This window comes from Neorhizobium petrolearium (assembly GCF_017873175.1).
Classification (GTDB): Bacteria; Pseudomonadota; Alphaproteobacteria; order Rhizobiales; family Rhizobiaceae; genus Neorhizobium; species Neorhizobium petrolearium.
The window spans coordinates 365,829-386,858 of the sequence record NZ_JAGGJW010000002.1 but is presented as its reverse complement, the minus strand read 5'-3'; the positions used below and the strand labels follow the sequence as shown (position 1 = coordinate 386,858).

Annotated in this window: 20 protein-coding genes; 17 read left to right on the top strand and 3 right to left on the bottom strand. The window is 58.9% G+C overall.

Features of this window, described 5'->3' with window-relative positions:
* Positions 1 to 263: 263 nt before the first annotated feature.
* The 3 genes from yghU (at position 264) to J2046_RS05680 (ending at position 2,512) form a co-directional block, all read left to right on the top strand.
* Positions 264 to 1,157 (top strand): glutathione-dependent disulfide-bond oxidoreductase, encoded by an 894-nt coding sequence (gene yghU, locus J2046_RS05690; protein WP_210050171.1) that lies wholly within the window; start codon positions 264 to 266, stop codon positions 1,155 to 1,157.
* Between the two features lie 172 nt (positions 1,158 to 1,329).
* The gene (locus tag J2046_RS05685; RefSeq protein ID WP_210050169.1) at positions 1,330 to 1,983 is read left to right on the top strand and encodes a TetR/AcrR family transcriptional regulator; all 654 of its coding nucleotides are present in this window, start codon (positions 1,330 to 1,332) and stop codon (positions 1,981 to 1,983) included.
* Complete coding sequence (locus J2046_RS05680) at positions 1,964 to 2,512, top strand: sigma-70 family RNA polymerase sigma factor (RefSeq protein WP_210050168.1); 549 nt, start codon at positions 1,964 to 1,966, stop codon at positions 2,510 to 2,512. Before J2046_RS05685 ends, J2046_RS05680 begins: the two co-directional genes overlap by 20 nt.
* A gap of 69 nt (positions 2,513 to 2,581) precedes the next feature.
* Here the strand turns inward: J2046_RS05680 and J2046_RS05675 are convergent, their stop codons facing one another.
* Both J2046_RS05675 and J2046_RS05670 read right to left on the bottom strand, forming a co-directional pair.
* Complete coding sequence (locus J2046_RS05675) at positions 2,582 to 3,655, bottom strand: ornithine cyclodeaminase (protein ID WP_210050166.1); 1,074 nt, start codon at positions 3,653 to 3,655, stop codon at positions 2,582 to 2,584.
* Between the two features lie 154 nt (positions 3,656 to 3,809).
* A complete protein-coding gene (locus tag J2046_RS05670) occupies positions 3,810 to 4,460 on the bottom strand; it encodes a glutathione S-transferase family protein (protein ID WP_210050165.1) in 651 nt (216 codons plus the stop codon).
* A gap of 296 nt (positions 4,461 to 4,756) precedes the next feature.
* Here J2046_RS05670 and J2046_RS05665 point away from each other — a divergent pair, with 296 nt between their 5' ends.
* From J2046_RS05665 to J2046_RS05635, 7 genes are read left to right on the top strand one after another with little or no spacing between them, the layout of a single operon-like run.
* Positions 4,757 to 5,791 carry an ABC transporter substrate-binding protein gene (locus J2046_RS05665; RefSeq protein WP_210050163.1) on the top strand — a complete coding sequence of 345 codons (1,035 nt, stop codon included), beginning with the start codon at positions 4,757 to 4,759 and terminating at the stop codon, positions 5,789 to 5,791.
* A gap of 5 nt (positions 5,792 to 5,796) precedes the next feature.
* The gene (locus J2046_RS05660; protein ID WP_037153111.1) at positions 5,797 to 6,612 is read left to right on the top strand and encodes an ABC transporter ATP-binding protein; all 816 of its coding nucleotides are present in this window, start codon (positions 5,797 to 5,799) and stop codon (positions 6,610 to 6,612) included.
* Positions 6,609 to 7,430 (top strand): ABC transporter permease, encoded by an 822-nt coding sequence (locus J2046_RS05655; RefSeq protein WP_210050162.1) that lies wholly within the window; start codon positions 6,609 to 6,611, stop codon positions 7,428 to 7,430. The genes J2046_RS05660 and J2046_RS05655 overlap by 4 nt, the downstream gene beginning before the upstream one ends.
* 42 nt (positions 7,431 to 7,472) lie before the next feature.
* Complete coding sequence (locus J2046_RS05650; protein ID WP_210050161.1) at positions 7,473 to 8,831, top strand: FAD-dependent oxidoreductase; 1,359 nt, start codon at positions 7,473 to 7,475, stop codon at positions 8,829 to 8,831.
* On the top strand, positions 8,828 to 9,985 hold the full coding sequence (locus J2046_RS05645; RefSeq protein WP_210050160.1) for a CaiB/BaiF CoA transferase family protein: 1,158 nt from the start codon (positions 8,828 to 8,830) through the stop codon (positions 9,983 to 9,985). The genes J2046_RS05650 and J2046_RS05645 overlap by 4 nt, the downstream gene beginning before the upstream one ends.
* Positions 9,982 to 10,758 (top strand): enoyl-CoA hydratase-related protein, encoded by a 777-nt coding sequence (locus tag J2046_RS05640; protein ID WP_210050159.1) that lies wholly within the window; start codon positions 9,982 to 9,984, stop codon positions 10,756 to 10,758. The genes J2046_RS05645 and J2046_RS05640 overlap by 4 nt, the downstream gene beginning before the upstream one ends.
* Positions 10,759 to 10,793: 35 nt before the next feature.
* Positions 10,794 to 11,717: a LysR family transcriptional regulator gene (locus tag J2046_RS05635; protein WP_210050158.1), complete on the top strand. Its 924-nt coding sequence runs from the start codon at positions 10,794 to 10,796 to the stop codon at positions 11,715 to 11,717.
* A gap of 167 nt (positions 11,718 to 11,884) precedes the next feature.
* On the opposite strand, the gene fdxA is transcribed toward J2046_RS05635, so the two are convergent.
* Positions 11,885 to 12,220 (bottom strand): ferredoxin, encoded by a 336-nt coding sequence (gene fdxA / locus J2046_RS05630; protein ID WP_210050157.1) that lies wholly within the window; start codon positions 12,218 to 12,220, stop codon positions 11,885 to 11,887.
* A 280-nt stretch (positions 12,221 to 12,500) separates the two neighbouring features.
* On the opposite strand from fdxA, the gene J2046_RS05625 reads away from it, so the two are divergent.
* From J2046_RS05625 to J2046_RS05595, 7 genes are all read left to right on the top strand, one after another.
* Positions 12,501 to 13,289: a GntR family transcriptional regulator gene (locus J2046_RS05625; protein ID WP_210050156.1), complete on the top strand. Its 789-nt coding sequence runs from the start codon at positions 12,501 to 12,503 to the stop codon at positions 13,287 to 13,289.
* Positions 13,290 to 13,319: 30 nt separating this feature from the next.
* Positions 13,320 to 14,423, top strand: a complete 1,104-nt coding sequence (locus tag J2046_RS05620; RefSeq protein ID WP_210050155.1) for an ABC transporter ATP-binding protein — start codon at positions 13,320 to 13,322, stop codon at positions 14,421 to 14,423.
* A gap of 9 nt (positions 14,424 to 14,432) precedes the next feature.
* Positions 14,433 to 15,362 (top strand): ABC transporter permease, encoded by a 930-nt coding sequence (locus J2046_RS05615; RefSeq protein ID WP_210050154.1) that lies wholly within the window; start codon positions 14,433 to 14,435, stop codon positions 15,360 to 15,362.
* Positions 15,363 to 15,371: 9 nt separating this feature from the next.
* A complete protein-coding gene (locus tag J2046_RS05610) occupies positions 15,372 to 16,253 on the top strand; it encodes a carbohydrate ABC transporter permease (RefSeq protein ID WP_210050153.1) in 882 nt (293 codons plus the stop codon).
* 69 nt (positions 16,254 to 16,322) lie between these two features.
* Complete coding sequence (locus J2046_RS05605; RefSeq protein ID WP_411828474.1) at positions 16,323 to 17,843, top strand: extracellular solute-binding protein; 1,521 nt, start codon at positions 16,323 to 16,325, stop codon at positions 17,841 to 17,843.
* A 76-nt stretch (positions 17,844 to 17,919) separates the two neighbouring features.
* Positions 17,920 to 20,250 carry an alginate lyase gene (locus tag J2046_RS05600; protein ID WP_210050151.1) on the top strand — a complete coding sequence of 777 codons (2,331 nt, stop codon included), beginning with the start codon at positions 17,920 to 17,922 and terminating at the stop codon, positions 20,248 to 20,250.
* Between the two features lie 30 nt (positions 20,251 to 20,280).
* Positions 20,281 to 21,030, top strand: a complete 750-nt coding sequence (locus tag J2046_RS05595) for an SDR family NAD(P)-dependent oxidoreductase (RefSeq protein WP_210050150.1) — start codon at positions 20,281 to 20,283, stop codon at positions 21,028 to 21,030.

The following is a 21,030-nucleotide window of genomic DNA, read 5'->3' as shown; positions in this document are numbered from 1 at the left end:
CCAGCGCCAGATGCGTTCTCCTACCAGCACCCCAAATATATGAGCCATCCAGAACGGAGCTTCACGATGACCGCTTGCACGACAACCCCCATCTGAAACGACTGTTTGAGATCATCGACGCGCGATCAGCCGCGGCTTGCGCCCGCGAAGTCGGCAAGGATCGTCCGTTCAAACACCTCAGAGACGAGCAAACCAAGTGCGCTCTCTTCCCATCCACCATTTCCCGGCCGCACAAAGGTCGCGGAATAACTCAGGAGACAAAAATGGCAGATTCCCCCGAATACGTTCCCCCGAAAGTCTGGACCTGGAACAAGCCAAGCGGCGGCGCGTTCGCTAACATCAATCGGCCGACTGCCGGACCGACCCATGAAAAGGAATTGCCGGTAGGCCGGCATCCGCTGCAGCTTTATTCGCTTGGCACGCCGAACGGACAGAAGATAACGATCATGCTGGAAGAGCTGCTTGCGCTCGGCCACGCCGGCGCCGAATACGACGCCTGGCTGATCAAGATCGGCGAGGGCGACCAGTTCGGCAGCGGTTTCGTGAAGGTCAATCCGAACTCCAAGATTCCGGCATTGCTGGATCGGTCCGGGCCAAAGCCGGTGCGGGTGTTCGAGTCCGGTTCCATCCTCGTCTATCTTGCCGAGAAATTCGGGGCACTTCTTCCGATAGAGCAGCCGGCTCGCGCGGAGTGCTTGTCCTGGCTATTCTGGCAGATGGGGAGCGCACCATATCTCGGCGGCGGCTTTGGTCATTTCTATGCCTATGCGCCCATCAAGATCGAATATGCGATCGATCGCTTTGCCATGGAGGTCAAGCGTCAACTCGACGTCCTCGATCGCCGTCTGGCCGAAAGCGAATATCTGGGTGGCAGTGAATATACCATTGCCGATATCGCCGTGCTGCCCTGGTATGGCGGTCTGGTCAAGGGCTGGCAATACGGTGCGGCCGAATTCCTGTCGGTTCAAGACTATAAAAATGTGTTGCGCTGGGCCGATCTCCTCCTGAGCCGCCCGGCAGTCAAGCGTGGCCGTATGGTGAATCGCCTCTCCGGCGACCTCTCCGAGCAATTGCACGAGCGTCACGATGCCGAGGACTTCAATACCAAGACCCAGGATAAATTGTCAGCGGGAAGAACCGAGGAAAATAAGGGGTGAGCTTTCCTCGTTGATGAGGAGAGCTCAAATCTGTCATCGCTGACATTGTTGCGAAGGCGGGCAACGAAACCCGCCTTCCGCGCTCTGCAGAGTGAAGCGCTCCCCAGGACTGCTGCTTGCTGCCACCGCTGTCGTCAGCAAGGTAACGCGAGCAGCGGCATGAGAGATAAAGATGGCCAGACCGAGAGAATTCGATGATGAAAAGGTGCTTTTGCTGGCCGTCGAGCACTTCTGGGACCATGGATACGAGGCAACTTCGATCCGCGATCTGGCGCAAGTGATGGGATTGACCACGGCCAGCATCTACAACGCGTTCGGCGACAAGCGGACCCTTTATCGCAAGGCTCTGGAATTTTACGTGAAGCAGAGTTTTATCGCTCGGGTCGGGCGTTTCGAAAAGAAACAGCCACGTGAAGCTATTCATGCATTCTTTGTTGAAATTATCGACCGCTCACTGACCGACACGAGGCGGAAAGGATGCATGCTGGTCAATTCGGCTCTCGAGGTTGCGCCTCACGACGAAGAGTTCCAGCGCGTGGTCGCCGACGTGCTGCTGCAAGTGGAGGCTTTCTTCCAGCGCTGTCTCCAGGCAGGACAGGAAAATGGAACGATCAGCCGGTACCAGACTGCACCTGACATGGCCCGCACTCTTTTGTGCACCCTTCTTGGCATTCGGGTGCTCGCACGAACACGGCCAGAGAGGGACCTCATGGAAGGTCTGATCAAACCTATCTTCGCGTTGCTCGAACCCGACGTGAAAGACGACCGGACCAAGCCATATGCCGCGCCGAAGAAGGACATGTCGGATGAGAAACCAGGCGCGTGAAATGGAATGGGCCGCCTGGATGCGGTCGGCAATCGCGGGCGATAGCCGTGCTTATCAAAAACTGCTGACTGCCCTCACGCCACACCTGCGCATGATGGCGCGGAAGCGTTGTGAACAGTTTGGCGCACCGACAAGTGAGGCCGAGGACGTGGTTCAGGAAGTGCTACTGGCGATCCATCTGAAGCGAGGGACATGGGATCCATCCCGGCCGCTCGGGCCATGGATTTCCGCAATCGTGCACAACAAGCTTGTCGATAGCATGCGCCGGCGTGGAAGACAGGCCAGCGTCCCACTGGAAGATGTCATTGCAACGCTCGAGAGCGATGAGCGTGTTAACATCTCGGATCGCATCGACATAGAACGGGTGCTGGACCGGTTGAAGGACCCACAACGAACAATCGTGCAATCGATCTCGATTGAAGGATCGACCGTGCGCGAAACCGCTGACCGGCTGAAAATGACCGAGGTGGCGGTGCGAGTCTCCTTGCATAGAGCTTTGAAGGCTTTGGCCGCACTATACTCCGGCTGAGTAACGTCAAGACCGGCGATCTGATTGCGCTTCTTGCGCAGGATGCTCGCGGAGAAGAATTGCTTCAGTTCATGCGGGTTTCCGAGATGTGGCGGTTAGAGCTTTTCTGCGCAGGAGCATGCCAAAGAGGTCGCGCGGTTCGTCCGGATCGGCGAGCAGGTCGAGGTTTTCATAGAGATTGGTGCCGGAGAGCTTGTCGCGGACATAGCGCAGTGCCGAAAAGTCTTCGATCGCAAAGCCGACACTGTCAAAAAGCGTCACCTGCGCGCCGTTCTTCCGGCCGGGTGCAAGGCCGGCGATGACCTGCCAGAGTTCGGTGACCGGATGATCCGCCGGCATCTGCTGGATTTCCCCTTCGATGCGCGTTTGCGGCGGATACTCGACGAAGATATCCGAACGCAGGAGAATGTCCCGGTGGAGCTCGGTCTTGCCTGGGCAATCTCCGCCGACGGCATTGATGTGAACACCGGGTCCAACCATGTTGTCGGTCAGGATGGTGGCGTTCTGCTTGTCGGCTGTTGCCGTCGTGATGACATGGGCGCCTTCGACAGCCTCTTCAGACGATCGACAGGCGTGGATTTCGAATCCCAAGTTTCGCAGGTTTTTGGCGCAGCGTTTCGTGGCATTTGGGTCGATGTCATAGAGGCGCAACTTTCTGATACCGAGCAGCGCCTTGAAGGCGATCGCCTGGAATTCGCTCTGCGCGCCATTGCCGATAATCGCCATGCAGTCGGCGTTTTCCGGAGCAAGATATTTGGCGGCCATTGCCGAGGTCGCTGCCGTGCGCAGCGCTGTCAGGATGGTCATTTCCGAGATGAGGAGCGGATAGCCGCTATCGACATCGGAGAGAACACCGAATGCCGTCACGGTCTGTCGGCCGGTGCGCGTGTTCTTCGGATGGCCGTTGACATACTTGAACCCATAAAGCGTGCCGTCGCTGGTCGGCATCAGCTCGATTACGCCCTCGCGTGAATGGGAGGCAATGCGCGGCACCTTGTCGAAGACTTCCCAGCGGCGGAAGTCAGCTTCGATATAAGCCGCCAATTCATCGAGGAATGTCTCGATCCCGATATTCAGCACAAGGTCCATCATGTTCTCGACGCTGATGAACGGTACGATATTCAGGGTGGGTAGGGCTGGCATCGTCGGCTCCTTGGCAACTTTCCTTGGATGACAAGTTGCCACGAATGGCCTGACGTGCCAATCGCGTAGGCTACTCCGCGCAAGGCCATTTGCCAGGGAGCGGGCCTCCTAAACTGAGCGAAAGACCCGGCTTCGAGTCCGGAACGGATCTATATCAGCCGGTCGATGCGGCGGTGAAAGCCGCCAACTGAGCATCGAAAGCACGCTTGTAAGCGGGGCGCGTTTCGCCGCGGGCGACGTACGCCGCGAGGTTCGGATATTCCTCCAGCATGCCCGATCCCTGCAACCTGCGCAGCACCGTCACCATCAGCAGGTCACCGGCGCTGAATGCACCATCGAGCCAGTCGGCATCGCCAAGACGGCTTGAAAGGCCGCCCAGCCGTTTCCGGATACTGTCTTCGAGGAAACGCAGGCGCTGCTCGTACCAAGGCTCGTCACGTTCGAGGATCCTGGCGAGGGAGTGATCGAAGATCGGCGGCTCCACCGTGTCCAGCGCAGCAAACATCCATGTGATCGCACGCGCACGGGCATTCGCGTCGTCTGGCAGCAGGCCCGGATGGCGCTCCGCGATATGGAATACGATCGCCCCTGACTCGAACAGGGCAAGATCGCCTTCTTCATAGGTCGGAATCTGCCCGAAAGGATGAAGCGCGAGATGCGCGGGTTCCTTCATCGCTTTGAACGAAAGAAGGCGAACGTCGTAAGGCTGGCCAACTTCTTCGAGCGCCCAGCGAACGCGCATGTCACGCGCCAGACCCTTGCCGCGATCCGGCGACCGTTCAAAGGCGGTAATGGTAATAGTCATTGGTGTTCTCCGTAGCTTATCCGTCTTGAAGACGACTGGCTAAACGAGATTCCGACATTTCATGCTTGAGATAATCCTCGTGGGCCAAATGCAGCTCAAGGCACGCGTTCTGCAACTGTCGAGGGGCAGACTCCTCCGTACAACGGGTCTTGCGTTGCCTTTTCGGCAACGTGATATACGAAATATTGTTCTTTATTAGAACGCAGCATTGAGCCATCCTGCGTTCAATCCGGCGGTAGAGACCGGACGCAGCCAAGCCGGCACTTCCGGTGTCGGAGCCAAAACAGGGGAACACTATGTTCAATTTCATGCTGAATCGCCGGCGATTCATGTCTCAAACGGCCGCCATCGGCGGCCTTGCTGCAGCATCCAGCTTCATCGGTATAAAGGCAGGCCTTGCCAAGGATACGGCCAAAGTCAGGATGCAGCTCGGCTGGCTCGCCTCGAACGGCTTGCTGGGGGAGGTCGCTGCAATAAAGAAAGGTTTTTTCGAAGAGGAAGGTGTCGAGCTCGAAATCGTGCCTGGCGGGCCAAGCGTCGACGGCGTGGCCGGCGTCGCTTCCGGTCAGTCCGCGATCGGTCAGATTTCGTCGAGCCCTTCGGTCATGCTGGCGCGATCAGCGGGAATGCCCGTCAAGGCCTTCCTGTCCGGATACCAGAAGCATCCCTTCACTTATTTCTCGCTGAAGACCAAGCCGATCCGCGAACCGAAGGACATGATCGGCAAAACGATCGCCACTCAGCCGACGGCCTTTATCCTGCTGCGCGCCCTGCTTGCCAAGAATGGCATCGCCGAAGATCAGGTGAAGATGGTGAACATGGGCTCGGACATGAACCAGCTTCTCACCGGACAAGCCGATGCGGTCACCGGCTGGCTTACCAACGTCAACGCGCTCGACGTGCTTGGTGACAACCGCGTAGACATGATGCTTTGGGACAGCGGCCTGCAGCTTTATGCCAACGTCTACTACACGACCGACGATCAGATCGACAAACATTCCGACGTCCTGGAGCGCTTCACCCGCGCTGCGGCCAAGGGGTGGGGCTTTGTCCGCGAAAATCAGGAGGAAGCTGTGGAATATCTCTGTGAGGCCTATCCGATCCTCGACAAGCCGAGCGAGCTCCGGGCCGTCGGCCCCTGCGTCGACTTCTCCTTCGGAGACACGACCAAGGCCGCCGGCTGGGGCACGATGACGCGCGAGAACTGGGCCGCGCAGATCAAGGCCTATGCCGACCTCAAGCAGTTCAAGGGCACTGTGCCGGCGGTGGATGATGTCGTCAACTTCTCCATCCTCGAAGCAACCATCGACGCCCGCAAACAGGTGGGGTAATCGCAATGTTGGGAGCGGCGCAGTTGAAGCCGAACGTTCCACGCACCGAGCCGGCCGCCACGGCGGTTTCGATCCGGAACCTCTCCGTCCGGTTCGGCGACAGGAACAACGAATTCACCGCACTATCCGATGTTTCCGTGGAGATTCCGGAAGGTGCCTTCGTCACCATGCTCGGTCCTTCCGGCTGCGGGAAGTCGACGCTTCTGAGATGCGTGGCTGATCTCGTGCATATCAGCGACGGATCGATTTCCGTGTTCGGCCGCAGTCCGCAGGAAGCGCGTGAAGGTCGTGACTTCGCCTTCGTCTTCCAGGATGCGACCCTCTTGCCCTGGCGAACCGTGCTCGACAATGTGCGGCTGCCACTGGAAGTCGGCAAGCACGCCCAAACCGGCGACCATGCGGACCCGCATGAACTACTGGCCATGGTCGGTCTGAAGGGGCGCGAAAATGCGCTTCCTCACGAGCTTTCCGGCGGCATGCGGCAGCGCGTGGCGATCGCCCGTGCGCTCATCACCCGGCCGCGCATTCTCCTGATGGACGAACCGTTCGGTGCCCTCGACGAGATCACCCGCGACCGGTTGAACGAGGAATTGTTGCGCGTCTGGCAGGAGACGGGAACGACGATCCTGTTCGTCACCCATTCCATTCCGGAAGCCGCTTTCCTCGGCCAGAACGTCCTGATGCTTCAGGCGCATCCCGGTCGGGTCAAGGAGTTCATGAAGGTGGAACTGCCGTTCCCCCGTTCGCTCGCAGCGCGCGACACGGTGGAGTTCATCAAGGTCACCGCGCATCTGCGTGGCCTCCTGGAGGAATGCCTATGAGCCAGGTCGTCTCATCCCGGGTCGATACGGAGCGCAAGATCGCGCTTCTCGACGCCACGGCGGGCGTGTTCGCCAGGCACATGCCGGCGATTTCCGCTGCCATGGGCCTCATCGTTCTCTGGCAGTTGGTTGTCTGGGTCTTCAAGATCCCGACCTTCATGGCGCCGAGCCCGATCGATGTCGCCTATGCTTTCCAGCAGAATGCCGGAATTCTCTGGACGAACATGTTGCCGACATTGCTCGAGGCGGTGCTTGGCTTCTTCTTCGGCAATCTCGTCGCGATCCTGCTGGCGATCTGGTTCGTACACAGCTCGACGGCGGAAAAGGCCTTCTATCCGATCGCGGTCTTCATCAAGGCGATCCCGATCATCGCGCTGGCGCCCATCCTCGTGCTGATCTTCGGCAATGGACTTGCGCCGAAAATCATCATCGCCGGGCTGATCTGCTTCTTCCCGACGCTCGTCAACATGGTGCAGGGCCTGAAATCCGCAAGCCCGGCCATGCTCGACCTGATGCGAGTGCTTTCGGCCAGCAACAGCGAAATCCTCTGGAAAGTGCGACTGCCTAGTTCCATGCCGTTCCTGTTTGCGGCTCTGAAGATCGCCGCGACCAGCAGCGTCATGGGGGCGATCGTCGCCGAATGGATCGGCTCCAGCTTCGGGCTTGGGGCGGTCATCATCGAGGCAACCTATAATTTCCGTTCACCGCTGCTCTACGCGACCGTCGTGATCGCCGCGGCCCTTGCGGTCGTCCTCTTCTTCATCGTCTCGGTGATCGAGGCCCGGATGATCCGCTGGAAGCCGGCCGGCTCGCATTAAACCCGACCGTCCTCTGATCCGGTTCCCTGGGAGTTTGAACCAATGCAACAGACAATTCTTCAGGCGGCGCGCGACGTCGCAGTGGTCGACCGTTCCGATGTGGTGGTCGTCGGCGGGGGACCTGCGGGCATTTCCGCGGCGGTTTCCGCAGCCCGCAACGGTGCCAAGGTGACGCTGCTTGAACGCTACCCCTATGTCGGCGGACTTGCCGCCGGCGGCATGGTGCTGGTGCTTGACGATATGATCAACGGACTTGAGGTCACCGTGCAGGGCATCTGCATGGAGATGATCGAGCGGATGAAGAAATGGGACCTCTGCGTTACGCCGACCGGTCGCGATCGCGAACTCGACATCCGCGAGACACCGGAAGCCTGGCGACGCTGGGCGCGCTGGGGCCTCTTCGACTTCCACACCCAGTCCATGCCGCACCCGATCTGCTTTTCCGCCGCCTTTGACCCCGACGGCTTCAAGCGCGCTTCCTATGACGTGCTGACGGAAGCCGGCGTGAAGCTCAGAGCCCATAGCTGGTTCTCCTCCGCCATCATGGAAGGCAAGACCATCAAGGGCGTCATTTGCCAGACCAAGTCGGGCATGGAAGCGATCCTTGGCGATGTCGTCATCGACACGACGGGTGACCTTGATGTTGCCGCTTCTGCCGGCGCCTCGCATGTGGAATCAAACTTCATCCTGACGACCGTCTCCCGCTGGGGCGGCGTCGATACGGATGCGGCCGAGCGTTTTGAGTTCGAAGAACCCGAAGCCTTCAAGAAGATCGACCATGAGGCCAAGCGCCTGATCGGCGGTTGCTGGTCCTTCTGGTGGCTGAAGACCCCGCTGCCCGGCGTCGTCTGGCTGAACTGCCCCCATATGCCGAACCTCTCCGGTCTCAAGACCGAGGACCTCACCAAGGCCGAACTCGAAGGCCGTGCCCGCATCGGTCGGCTGCTCGATTTCGCCCGGGAAACGATGCCGGGATTCGAAAACGCCTATGTGGTGGATTTCGCGCCGCAGACGGGTGTGCGCCAGACGCGGCTGCTTGAGGGCGAATATGTCGTGACGAAGGACGACGTCATGAACCGCGTTCATTTTGCCGACACAGTCTGCCGTGGCCGCGACTATTATACGCCTTACCGGTCGATGCTGCCGCGTGAAGTCGATCAGCTCATCGTCGCCGGGCGTCACTATTCGGCAACGCCGCAGGCACAAAAATCGAGCCGCGAAATCCCGCCTTGCATGGCCATGGGCGAGGCCGCGGGCGTCGCCGCCACAGTGGCGCTCAATGCCGGAACCACCGTCAGGAAAGCCGATATTCGCGCGATCCGGAAACAGATGCGGGCGCAGGGTGCCGATCCCGGCGACATCCCGTCCGAAAATGCAACATTCCTGGAGGCTGCGGAATGAATCCTCTCCCACTCGACGGCGTCCGCGTGATCGATTTCACGCAGGTCATGCTCGGTCCCTGCTGCACGCAGACGCTGGCCGACTACGGCGCCGAGGTCATCAAGATCGAGAAAGCCAAGATCGGCGACCTGTCGCGCTGGTCGCTCGGTTCAGATCCGGATGGCCTCAACAATCCGGTCTTCTGCTCGCTAAACCGCAACAAGAAGAGCCTGGCTCTGGACCTTAAACTCAAGGAAGCGCGCGATGCCGTGCTTGCCTTGATCGCGGAGGCGGACGTTGTCGTCAACAACTTCCGTCCCGGCGTCATGGAACGGATGGGCTTCGGCTACGGTGATCTGAAGAAGATCAACAAGCGGTTGATCTATGCGGTCGGTACCGGCTTCGGACTAATCGGCCCCTACCAGCACAAGGGTGGACAGGATATCCTCGCCCAGGCGCTCTCGGGAGTGATGCGGCGCAAATCCGACAGCAGCCATCCGACCTCCATCTACGCGACGCCGCTTGCCGACTACTCCGCCGGCATGCATCTCGTCCAGGGCATCCTGCTTGCACTCCTGCACAGGGAAAAGACCGGCGAAGGGCAGCAGGTGGCCGTTAGCCTCTATAATTCCATGCTGGCGATGCAGATGCAGGAAGGTGCGGCGCACATGATGCGCAAAAAGGACCTCAACTGGGGCGCCTTTCCGTTAACCGGCGTGTTCGACACCACGGATGGCGCGATCGTCATGGTCGGCGCTTTCAAGCAGAATCCGCTTCAGGACATCTGCAACGCGCTCGATATCGAGGACCTGTCTCAGCAGCCGCGGTACAGGGATTTCGACGCTCAGATGGAGCATCGACCGGAACTGCAGGCGATCTTTCGCGAGAATTTCGCGAAGAACAGCAACGCCCATTGGCTGAAGCGGCTGGAGGAGGTGGATATTCTGTGCGCCCCCGTCCGCAACCTTGCCGAGGCATTGGAGGATGAACAGACGATCATCAACAAGATGATCCTGGAGGCAGGTGAAACGGCGGCCGGTCCCATCCGGCTGATCGGCTCGCCGATCGACATGTCGGCAGCACCGGTTTCGGTTCGCATCCCGCCGCCAGGTCTCGGCCAGCACAATGACGAGATTCTTGCATCGCTCGAAGCCGAGCGCGGAGATGCGGCATGACAGTCGGATTTTCCGTCGAGAACCGGGTGGCGCGCGTTACCCTTGATCGTCCGGATCGAATGAATGCCGTGGATGCGGCGACCGAGCAGGAGCTCGAAGCCATCTGGACCGAGATCGAAGCTCGCGATGACATCTCCTGCGTGGTACTGACCGGCAGTGGAAGCAAGGCCTTCTGTACTGGAGCCGACCTTAAAGGCAGTGGCACGAAGACCGGCCTCGAATACTGGGCAGAAAGCCGGGTGAACGGATTCGGCGGCCTCGCCTTCCGCAGGTCGCTCGACGTGCCGGTAATCGCCCGCGTCAATGGTTATGCGCTCGGCGGCGGCTTCGAGATGGTGCTCGGCTGTGACATCGTGATCGCGGCGGATACGGCGAAATTCGGTCTGCCGGAAGCCCGTGTCGGGCGCATGCCGCTCGACGGCGGGATGATTTTGCTGCAGCGGAAAATCGCCCATAACCAGGCTATGGCGGTGATGCTGACCGGTCGACAGTTCACCGCAGCAGAGATGCATGGCTTCGGCATCGTGAACGAGATCGTTCCCTACGAAGAGCTCGATGCAGCCGTGGACCGTTGGGTGAGCGAGATTATCGCCTGCGCTCCTCTTTCCCTGAAAGCGATCAAGCAGACGGTGAACCGCACCGGTCACCTTAGTCCTGCCGAAGCGCAGGGATTGCGTACCCCGGCACTCGTCCGCGCCCTCCAGAGCGAGGATGCCATGGAAGGTGTGGCGGCTTTCCGCGAAAAACGCGCTCCGGTTTGGCGAGGCCGATGAGCATGGTATGAATTTCGGGATATTGGGGGACATTCATGCACGCCAGCATCCTGAAGTATTTCATCGAAGTCGCGCGCTCCGGCTCCATCCGGAAGGCGTCCGAGGAGTTGCACGTGGCGACCTCGGCGGTGAGCCGGCAAATCCGTAAGCTTGAAGACGAACTCGGCACTCCATTGTTCGAGCGCTTTTCGGATGGTCTGCGCCTGACCGCCGCCGGTAAGGTGGTCCTGAAGCATGCCAAGGAAACAATGCAGCACTACGAGATCATGAAATCCGATCTCGGCGACCTGCAGGGGAAGCGCACGGGCCGGGTGCATATCGCCTGTCTCGATAGCCTCACGGTGCAGTTCCTGCCGGAATTCGTGGTGGGTTTCCATCAGAAGAACCCGGCCGTCGACTTCCGCATCCGGGCGGACAACTTCAACAACATCTTTCATTTCGTTGCCGATGGCGATTGCGATATCGGCGTTACCTTCGATCTGGCGCGACCGCACGATATCAAGCTCGTATACGGCGTACGCATGCCGCTGATGGCAATCGTTGCGCGTCACCATCCGCTCGCCCGGCAAAAAAGCGTGACATTGCAGGAATGTGCGCAATTCAAGCTGCTGCTGCAGCTCGATAACGAGGTGATGAGTTCCATGATTGCCGTGGAACTTGCCGCACTGGACCGCGTCGGGCGCACCTTCGTGGCGACGAACAACCAGATGATGCTGAAGCCGCTGATTCTTTCGGGAGAAGGGGTCGCCTTCTTCACGCCTCTTGGCCTGTTGAAGGAGCTGAATGCGGGTGAAGTGGTGGCACTCCCGATCGCCGGCTCCCGGCTGCAGAATATGGAGGTCGGGATAGTGGCACCTCGAGAGAGGCAGCTCACCCATGCCACGGAGGCGGTGATCGAGGCCATGAGCACCGATCTCGAAAAATTTGCGGAACAGATCGCGGAGGTTATCAGACGGTGACGGCGGAAGCGGACCTACCGCGTCATCGTCGAGAGAGACCGCTGCCGCAAGCTTGATGTGGTGACACGTGCCTATTGCTAAAGCTGCCGACACATTCGGCTCCAACCCGGGCCTGATGGTCTCGGGATCGCGAAGCGCTGCTCGTAGCAGCCTGATTGAAAATCGGCCTACCGGATTGCCGTCTTCGATGCACTCATAACCAGCGGGTGATCCTTGGCCGTCGTACGGCTCTTGTCCCAGCCACCGGGAGAGCCGAGTGCCGTGATCCCGGGGCCAAAGTAATCGCGATTGACCGGAATGAACCTCTTCTGCGCCTCTGTCGCTTCTTCGTCGTAAGCGATGGCATCCACCGGACAGATCGACAGACAGAGGCCGCAGTTGATGCATTCGTCGGGGTGGATGTAAAACATCCGCCCCCCCTCATAGATGCAGTCGACGGGACAGGCTGCGGTACAGGCGCCGTCCTTCACGTCGATGCAGGGTTCGGTAATGATGTAGGCCATCGCAGTCTCGATCCTGCCGGGAATTTTCCGAAATATCTCAAACGTTTGTGTTGCCGAAAAGTGCTATCTTTCGCTTGCTCTGTTCGAATTTTGGCAACAGGCGAAGCTGCGGACCGGCCCCGGCCGATCATCTCATCTCGTATGCGAAGCCGCGATGATGCGCATGCATTGGAAGGCGCCAGTCTTGTCCCAGGCAACTTCTCATCCATGGGAGTCTATTGACAGTCGAGAACCTCCAAGATATCAAGCCAGAAACTAATATCTCAGTTGTGGATTTGATATGTCGGATACGGTCGAATTCCCGTCGCTACCTCTCTCCGATCTCGTTACGCCCCTTGAGTTGCCGCCTGGCGGCAACATGACTAATCGCATTCATGCTCTGCTGCGCAAGCTTATCGTTGAGGTGAAGCTTCTGCCGGGGCGCGCGCTTTCTGAAAAGGAGGTCGCGACACTCCTGAATGTCAGCAAGACACCCGTGCGGGAAGCCATTATTCGGCTTGCGGAGGAGGGGTTCGTCATCGTCGTGCCGCAGGGAGGTACATACATCGCCCCGATCGACGTGCAGCGCTACATGGAGGCCTGCTTCATCCGCTTCAAGCTGGAGGAAGGCGCTGTCATCGAGGCAACCAAGCGGCATTCTTTTGAAGACATCGCGCGTTTGAAAACCTGCCTGGTTCAGCAGCGCGCTGCCGCAAAGGGCGAGCAGTTCACCGATTTCTTTTTGCTGGACGAGGAATTCCACCGAACGATCTTCGCAGCGGCCCGCCTTCCCGGCGCATGGAGCGTGGTCAATCAGGCCAAGGGCGAGATGGACCGGATGCGCCATCTCAAGCGCGTATTCGCGGTTCGCCGCACTGAAAAGGTGATCGAGGAGCACGAGAAGATTGTCGCTGGCATCGAGTCTGGCGACATCGAGCAGGCGCGGGAGGCTGTTGTCTGTCATCTCGGATCGCTCGAATCCAAGATCGCCGAACTGTCCAAGAACCCGAAGATCTGGGCTTACATCGAACAGGTCAACACGCGCGTCACCAAGAAGCGGGTCGCAAGAGGCTCCAATACGATCGCTTGACCATCCAAGGCTTTTGAGGAGGGGCCTTTTATGTCTGCAGTCCAGATCAGTGACGTCATCAAACGGTACGGCGCCTTCGAGGTCGTCCACGGTATCAACCTGGCGATCCAGCCTGAAGAGTTTGTCGTGCTCGTCGGGCCTTCCGGGTGCGGCAAGTCCACGACGCTGCGCATGGTGGCGGGATTGGAAGACATCTCCGAAGGCACGATCTCGATCGGTGGCCGGGAGGTCAACAAGATCGCGCCGAAGGATCGCGACGTTGCGATGGTGTTCCAGAACTATGCGCTTTACCCCCACCTCAGCGTTGCGGAGAACATTGCTTTCGGGCTGCGTGTGAGAGGAGAGCGCCGTGAGGTGATCAGCCAGGCGGTTTCGGAAGCGGCACAGATCCTGGGCCTGACCGACTACCTGTCTCGCAAACCCGCCGACTTGTCAGGAGGCCAGCGTCAGCGCGTCGCCATGGGGCGAGCGATTGTCCGCAAGCCGAAGGTCTTTCTGTTCGATGAGCCGCTTTCCAACCTCGATGCCAAGCTGCGCACCTACATGCGCGCCGAGATCAAGCAACTCCATCGGCGGATGAAGGCTACCAGCATCTACGTGACGCACGATCAGGTGGAAGCGATGACGCTCGCCGATCGCATCGTCATCATGAATTCCGGCAATATCGAGCAGGTCGGGTCGCCCATGGAGGTCTTTCTCGAGCCGGCGAACACCTTCGTCGCGGGCTTTATCGGATCTCCGCCGATGAACCTGCTCGATGCCTTTATCGCCAAGCGGGATGGCGCGGTGAAGGCCGTGCTTGCCGGCCAGTCCGGGCAAAGTCTTGCCGTTCCCGATGTCTTCGCGCGTGCCGCTACGGATGGACAGCCGATCAAGCTTGGGATCCGCCCCGAAATCATGTCGGTCAGAACAGACAACGCTCCCGATGTGCTCGAATGTGCGATCGAATTGGTCGAGCCGCTTGGGGCCGAAGCCCTCCTCCACGGAAAGGCAGGCGGCCAGTCGTTTATCGCAAAGGAGGAAACCCTTTATTCCAATCACCAACTGAATGCCGTTTCCCGGCTGGGTGTCGATAGTACCCGCATTCACATCTTCGACGCTGCGACCGGTCGCACGCTAAAAGCCGAAGCGTGAGGGCAGATCATGAAGCAGAAATTTCGTAACGCGCTACGCACCCACGCAGAGGACCTGCAGCGGGATTGGCAACTCTATCTGCTGCTGGCCCCGATGATCATCTGGTTTGCGCTGTTCCTCTACAAACCCATGTACGGTCTTCTGATCGCCTTCAAGGATTTTTCGATCTTCCGCGGCATCGAGCGTAGTCCCTGGGTCGGATTTGCCCATTTCGAGGCTCTGTTCCAGAACGACATGTTCATCAGGGCATTCTGGAATACAATCACCATCAGCGGGCTCGGGCTTATATTCGCCTTCCCTGTACCGATCATTCTCGCACTGATGTTCAATGAGGTGCAAAACGCCGTCGCCAGGCGCTGGGCGCAGACGATCGTCTATCTGCCGCACTTCATCTCGGTCGTGATCGTCGCCGGCATTGTCATCAATTTCCTGTCGCCGTCCACAGGGGTCGTCAATCTGCTTCTGACCCGCCTCGGTTTCGAACCCATCTACTTCCTGACGAAGCCTGAATGGTTCCGGCCCGTGTTCATCAGTTCATCCGTATGGAAGGAAGCAGGCTTTGAATCGATCGTTTATCTCGCCGCCATCGCCGGTGTCAGCCCGACCCTTTATGAATCAGCGCGCGTAGATGGCGCTTCGCGTTGGCAGATGATGTGGCGCATCACGCTGCCCTGCATTCTTCCGACGATCATCATCATGCTGATCATCCGCATCGGCAATCTGGTCGAGGTCGGCTTCGAATATATCATTCTGCTTTATCGGCCGCCGACCTATGAGACTTCCGACGTCGTCTCGACCTTTATTTACCGGACCGGTCTGCAGGGGACACAATACGATCTGGCGACAGCAGCCGGGCTGTTCAATGCAGTGATTGCCTTCGTCCTCGTCTATTCGGCAAACCGCATCAGCCGAAAAGTCTCGTCAACGTCGCTTTGGTGAGGGCCTGAGATGAGCAGTTTCAACCTCTATTCCCGCGGTGACAGGATATTCGGCTGGGCCAACGCCATTCTTCTCGGTCTGTTTGTCCTGTCGACGCTTTATCCTTTCATTTACATCCTCTCCGCTTCGCTTTCGTCCGGAGCAGCCGTCACCGCGGGCCGCGTTACGCTCTGGCCGGTGGACATGACACTGGCGGCATATGAGCGCGTCCTGTCCGACCGCATGTTCTGGATCGCCTACGGCAATACCTTCATCTACACCTTCGGCGGCACGCTGATGAGCTTGGCGATCATGATACCCGGCGCCTATGCGCTGTCACGCAAGCGCCTGCGCGGCCGTACCTTTTTCAATCTTGCGATCGCCTTTACGCTCTGGTTCAACGCCGGGATGATCCCGTTCTTCCTCAATATGCGGGATCTGGGTCTTCTCGACAGCCGGTTCGGCATCATCATCGGCTTTGCGGCCAATGCCTTCAACGTGATCCTGCTGCGCAACTTCTTCGAGGCCGTGCCGAAGTCGTTCGAGGAAGCGGCCAAGATGGACGGCGCCAGCGAATTTCAGTTGTTGTGGAAGGTCTTTATCCCGCTTTCCAAGCCGGCGATCGTAACCGTGGCGCTCTTTTGCATCGTCTCACGGTGGAACGGCTACTTCTGGGCCATGGTGCTTCTGCGCGGAGAGGAGAAGATTCCGCTGCAGGTTTATCTGAAGCGCGTGATCGTCGATCTCAACTCGAACGACGAGTTCGCCTCCAGCCTACTGACGGCACAGTATTCGTTCGAGACGGTGACCTCAGCCATCATGGTCGCCTCCATCATTCCCGTCCTCATCATCTATCCCTACGCGCAGAGGTATTTCACGAAGGGAATTTTGCTGGGCGGGGTCAAAGAGTAACGACAAAGGGAGGAACTATCGATGAGTGCATTTCATAAAGGAATATCTGTCCTGGCGCTGGCGGCGGCCATGATGACGGCATCGCCGGGCTGGTCTCAGGAGACAACCAAGATCACTGACGACCCGTTGGAGCTGACGATTCATTTCCATTTCCGTGACAAGTACGTCTATTCGGAAAAGTGGCCGGTCGAGCAGAAGGCGGCCGAACTTACCAACGTCCACGTCCGTAACGTTGCATCGCTGGCGACCACCAGCAGCCGCGACGCCTTCAACCTCCTCATCGCTTCCGGCAACCTTCCCGATATTGTTGGCGGAGATGCCAGCGGCGGTCTGAAGGAGGATTTTATCCGATACGGTCTGGAGGGCGCATTCATTCCGCTGGACGATCTGATCGAGGAGCATGCGCCCCACTTGAAAGCCTTCTTCGACGGCCACCCGGAAATCCGCCGTGCGATCTCCGGCCCAGACGGCAATCTCTATTTCATCCCTTATGTTCCGGACGGGAAATTCTCCAGAGGCTGGTTCATTCGCCAGGATTGGCTCGACAAGCTCGGACTGAAGCAACCCGAAACGCCGGAGGAAGTCCACGAGGTCCTGAAAGCCTTCAGGGACAAGGACCCGAACGGCAATGGCATCAAGGATGAGGTGCCGTATTTTGCCCGGGAAGAGGTGGATGCAATCCGCTTGATCAACCTGTGGGATGCGCGCGTGTCAGGATCGGAACGCTATGGCGATTTCGCGGTCTATGACGGTCAGCTCCGTCATCCGTGGGCCGAGGAAAACTACAAGACAGGTATCGCCCATGTCGCGCAGTGGTACAAGGAAGGCCTTATCGACAAGGAGATCTTCACGCGTGGTGCGCGCTCCAGAGAATATCTCCTTGGCAACAATCTGGGTGGCATGACGCATGACTGGTTCGCCAGTACATCGACCTACAATGATGCGTTGTCCGGCAAGATCGAGGGATTTGCGCTTCGGCCGATGCTCCCGCCAAAGACAGTGAGCGGCCAGAGGTTCGAAGATGCCCGTCGGTTGCAGGTGCAACCTGCCGGATGGGCCATTTCCGCGACCAATGAGCACCCCGTAGAAACCATCAAATATTTCGACTTCTGGTTCTCGGAGCAGGGCCGGATTCTTTCCAACTACGGTGTCGACGGCCTGACTTACGAAATGGTCGACGGAAAACCGCAATTCAAGAAGGAGATCCTGGGCAACAAGGATCCCGTCAACGCGCAGCTCTGGGCGGTGGGCGCCCAGATCCCGCGGGGGTACTGGCAGACCTACGACTACGAGCGGCAATGGACCAACAAGATCGCACTCCAAGGCATCGCCATGTATGAGGAGTGCAACTGCCTGAAACAGGAATTTCTCGGCGTCTCTCTGAATGCCGAAGAGAAGGCAGTCTATGACCGTTATTGGCCGAGCCTGCTCACCTACATGACCGAAATGCAGCAGACCTGGGTGCTTGGCGCTCAGGACATCAATGCCACCTGGGATGTCTACAAGAAGCGTCTTGCCGAGCTTGGCTACGACAAGGTCATAGCCATGATGCAATCGGCCTATGACCGTCAATATGGTGCCGCCCGCTAAAATCCTGCGTCCTTCTGGATGGCGGCGTGCGTCGTCGCCATCCACCACCAGATTTTTCCACAGGAGTTCGAGCCGAATGCGTCACTCTGCGCCGGCGATTGTCAAGCAAACCCATCTCGATGAACCTCGCCCGGGTTCTTTGACCATAGATTATGTGCCAAGCGAGCAAAGACCAGCGCGGGAGAACCCGCCGCGTTTTTCCTGGTTACCCGACATCGATGATGGCGCCCGATATGTGCTTCGGATTTCGACAGATCCTGTCTTTCCCGACAGCAAGACGCAGACTTACGAGGACCTGGCGTGGAATTTCTTCACGCCGAACGAGGTTCTTTCGACGGGCCATTATTACTGGTCCTATGCGCTTTGGGACCCGGTGTCCCGGGCATGCATTTCGAACTGGAGTGTTGTGCGCAGCTTCGAAATCAGCGACGCTTTGCCGCTAGCGCCGCTTCCCGATCGGAAGACCCGGCATGGCGCCGCCGGCACCGGTCATCCGCGGCTCTGGCTCAATCCAGACAAGCTCAAGTCCTTTGCGTCTGCGGTTGCCAATGATCCGAACCATTGCGGTTGGTCGGATTTCTTCTCCAAGTCGGTCGAACCGTGGATCGAGCGTCCCATCATCGCCGAACCTCAACCCTATCCCGACAATGTGCGCGTCGCCTCCCTTTGGCGGCAGATGTACATCGATTGCCAGGAGGTCATCTATGCCATCCGACATCTTGCGATAGCGGGGCGGGTTCTTGGAAGAAGCGACCTCCTCGACGCTTCACGTGCCTGGCTGCTTGCGGTTGTCGCCTGGGACCCGCAAGGCCCGACCTCGCGCGCCTACAATGATGAAGCCGCCTTCCGCATCGTGGTGGCTCTCGCCTGGGGTTATGATTGGCTTTACGACCACTTGAGCGAAGAGGAGCGCTCCACAGTCCGGGCGGTTCTCCTGCGTCGGACGCGGGAGGTTGCCGATCATGTCATCGCCCATGCACGCATCCATGTCTTTCCCTATGACAGCCACGCGGTGCGGTCACTGTCGGCGGTCCTCACGCCGGCCTGCATTGCGCTTCAGGGCGAGAGCGACGAGGCGACGGAGTGGCTGGATTACACCGTCGAGTTCCTGGCGACGCTCTATTCGCCGTGGGCAGGTACGGATGGCGGATGGGCGGAAGGCCCGCACTACTGGATGACGGGCATGGCCTACCTCATCGAGGCCGCCAATCTCATCCGATCCCATCTGGGGTTTGATCTCTATCAGCGTCCCTTCTTCCAGAACACCGGCAGCTTTCCGCTTTATACCAAAGCGCCCGGCACCCGACGCGCCGGTTTCGGGGATGATTCCACTCTCGGTGACCCGCCGGGATTGAAGGTCGGCTACAACGTCCGCCAATTCGCCGGAGTAACCGGTAATGGCCACTATCAATGGTATTTCGAGCGCATCAAGGCTGATGCGGCCGGCACCGAGATGGCCTTTTATAACTATGGGTGGTGGGACCTGAACTTCGACGATCTGGTCTACCGCCATGACTTTCCGGAGGTTCCGGCAACTTCGCCTAAAGACCTGCTGGCGGTCGCCTGCTTCAACGACATCGGATGGGTGGCGGTGCAGAAGCATATGGAAGATCCCGACCGGCACCTGCAGTTCGTCTTCAAGTCCAGCCCCTATGGATCGCTCAGCCACAGCCACGGTGATCAGAACGCATTTCTGCTCTACGCCTATGGCGAGGATCTTGCGATCCAGTCAGGGTACTATGTCGCGTTTGGCTCCAGCATGCATCGTGACTGGCGCCGGCAGACGCGGTCGAAGAATGCGGTACTGATCGGCGGCAAGGGCCAATATGCGGACAAGGACAAGGCGCTTGCCCGTCGGGCCGCAGGCCGGATCGTCGAGACTGAAGAAAAACCTGGATATCTTCGCATCCTCGGCGATGCGACGGCGGCTTATCAGCTCGTCAATCCACTGGTTCAGAAGGTTGAACGGGAAGTTCACTTCGTCAACGATTCCTATTTCGTCATTGTCGATCAGGTCGAATGCCTGGAGCCGCAGGAGCTTCAATGGCTGTGCCACATCATGGGCGCGCCGCAGGTGGGGCGTTCGAGTTTTCGGTATAAGGGCCAGAAGGCCGGTTTCTACGGCCAGTTCGTCTTTTCATCCGCCGGCGCGCCTCAGATCGTCGCAGTCGAGGGTTTCCCCGACATCGATCCCGCGGAACTGGAAGGACTGGAGCGGCATCATCATGTCCGCGCCACAGCCCCGGCATCGACGAGCCATAGCCTTGTGACGCTTTTGGTCCCCTACAGTTTGAAGGAACCGAAGCGGATCTTCAGCTTCATCGACGATCAAGGCTTCTCCACTGACATCTATTTCACCGACGTCGATGATCAGCGCTTCAAGCTGACCCTTCCCAAAAAATTCTAGTTCCAGGAATTCCAGCCAAAGAGGTTCATGATGAAACGTTTCGCCAACAAGACGGTCGTGGTTGCGGGCGCCGGGCGCGATATCGGCCGCGCCTGTGCTTTGCGGTTCGCGCAGGAAGGTGCGAATGTCGTGCTCACGTATAACGGTGCCGAGGAAGGTGCCAGAAGCGCCGTTTCCGAAATCGAGCAGCGCGGCCAAGCCGCGATCGCAGTCCACGCTGATCTGACGCGGAAAGAGGATGTCGAGAAAGCCATCACGACAACTGCGGACAGGTTTGGAGATATCCATGCGCTCGTGCATGTCGCGGGGGGCATGGTGGCGCGAAAAACCATGGCAGACATGGATGAGGCGTTTTGGGGTCAGGTCATGGATGTCAATCTGACTTCGCTTTTCCTGACCACCAAGGCTGTGCTTCCCAGGTTGGCAAAGGGCGGCGCGATCGTCACCTTCTCCTCGCAGGCGGGAAGAGATGGTGGTGGACCGGGCGCTATCGCCTACGCCACATCCAAGGGAGCCGTAATGACCTTCACCCGAGCGCTCGCCAAGGAGGTTGGACCGGTCGTTCGGGTCAATGCCGTCTGCCCCGGCATGATCGCCACCACCTTTCACGACACCTTTACAAAACCGGACGTGCGCGAGCGCGTCGCCGCTGCCGCCCTGATGAAACGGGAAGGGACCAGCGAGGATGTTGCCGCCCTTGTCGCCTTCCTTGCCTCGGACGATGCAGCGTACATTACCGGCGCCTGCTACGACATCAATGGTGGCGTGCTCTATTCCTGA

Excerpts from the sequence above, each read along its gene's own strand:
- J2046_RS05645 (WP_210050160.1), top strand. The coding sequence starts at position 8,828 with ATGAATCCTCTCCCACTCGACGGCGTCCGCGTGATCGATTTCACGCAG.
- J2046_RS05605 (WP_411828474.1), top strand. The coding sequence starts at position 16,323 with ATGATGACGGCATCGCCGGGCTGGTCTCAGGAGACAACCAAGATCACT.
- J2046_RS05665 (WP_210050163.1), top strand. The coding sequence starts at position 4,757 with ATGTTCAATTTCATGCTGAATCGCCGGCGATTCATGTCTCAAACGGCC.
- J2046_RS05685 (WP_210050169.1), top strand. The coding sequence starts at position 1,330 with ATGGCCAGACCGAGAGAATTCGATGATGAAAAGGTGCTTTTGCTGGCC.
- J2046_RS05670 (WP_210050165.1), bottom strand. The coding sequence starts at position 4,460 with ATGACTATTACCATTACCGCCTTTGAACGGTCGCCGGATCGCGGCAAG.
- J2046_RS05610 (WP_210050153.1), top strand. The coding sequence starts at position 15,372 with ATGAGCAGTTTCAACCTCTATTCCCGCGGTGACAGGATATTCGGCTGG.
- J2046_RS05635 (WP_210050158.1), top strand. The coding sequence starts at position 10,794 with ATGCACGCCAGCATCCTGAAGTATTTCATCGAAGTCGCGCGCTCCGGC.
- J2046_RS05655 (WP_210050162.1), top strand. The coding sequence starts at position 6,609 with ATGAGCCAGGTCGTCTCATCCCGGGTCGATACGGAGCGCAAGATCGCG.
- J2046_RS05620 (WP_210050155.1), top strand. The coding sequence starts at position 13,320 with ATGTCTGCAGTCCAGATCAGTGACGTCATCAAACGGTACGGCGCCTTC.
- J2046_RS05640 (WP_210050159.1), top strand. The coding sequence starts at position 9,982 with ATGACAGTCGGATTTTCCGTCGAGAACCGGGTGGCGCGCGTTACCCTT.
- yghU (WP_210050171.1), top strand. The coding sequence starts at position 264 with ATGGCAGATTCCCCCGAATACGTTCCCCCGAAAGTCTGGACCTGGAAC.
- J2046_RS05650 (WP_210050161.1), top strand. The coding sequence starts at position 7,473 with ATGCAACAGACAATTCTTCAGGCGGCGCGCGACGTCGCAGTGGTCGAC.
- J2046_RS05625 (WP_210050156.1), top strand. The coding sequence starts at position 12,501 with ATGTCGGATACGGTCGAATTCCCGTCGCTACCTCTCTCCGATCTCGTT.
- J2046_RS05680 (WP_210050168.1), top strand. The coding sequence starts at position 1,964 with ATGAGAAACCAGGCGCGTGAAATGGAATGGGCCGCCTGGATGCGGTCG.
- J2046_RS05595 (WP_210050150.1), top strand. The coding sequence starts at position 20,281 with ATGAAACGTTTCGCCAACAAGACGGTCGTGGTTGCGGGCGCCGGGCGC.
- J2046_RS05600 (WP_210050151.1), top strand. The coding sequence starts at position 17,920 with ATGCGTCACTCTGCGCCGGCGATTGTCAAGCAAACCCATCTCGATGAA.
- fdxA (WP_210050157.1), bottom strand. The coding sequence starts at position 12,220 with ATGGCCTACATCATTACCGAACCCTGCATCGACGTGAAGGACGGCGCC.
- J2046_RS05675 (WP_210050166.1), bottom strand. The coding sequence starts at position 3,655 with ATGCCAGCCCTACCCACCCTGAATATCGTACCGTTCATCAGCGTCGAG.
- J2046_RS05660 (WP_037153111.1), top strand. The coding sequence starts at position 5,797 with ATGTTGGGAGCGGCGCAGTTGAAGCCGAACGTTCCACGCACCGAGCCG.
- J2046_RS05615 (WP_210050154.1), top strand. The coding sequence starts at position 14,433 with ATGAAGCAGAAATTTCGTAACGCGCTACGCACCCACGCAGAGGACCTG.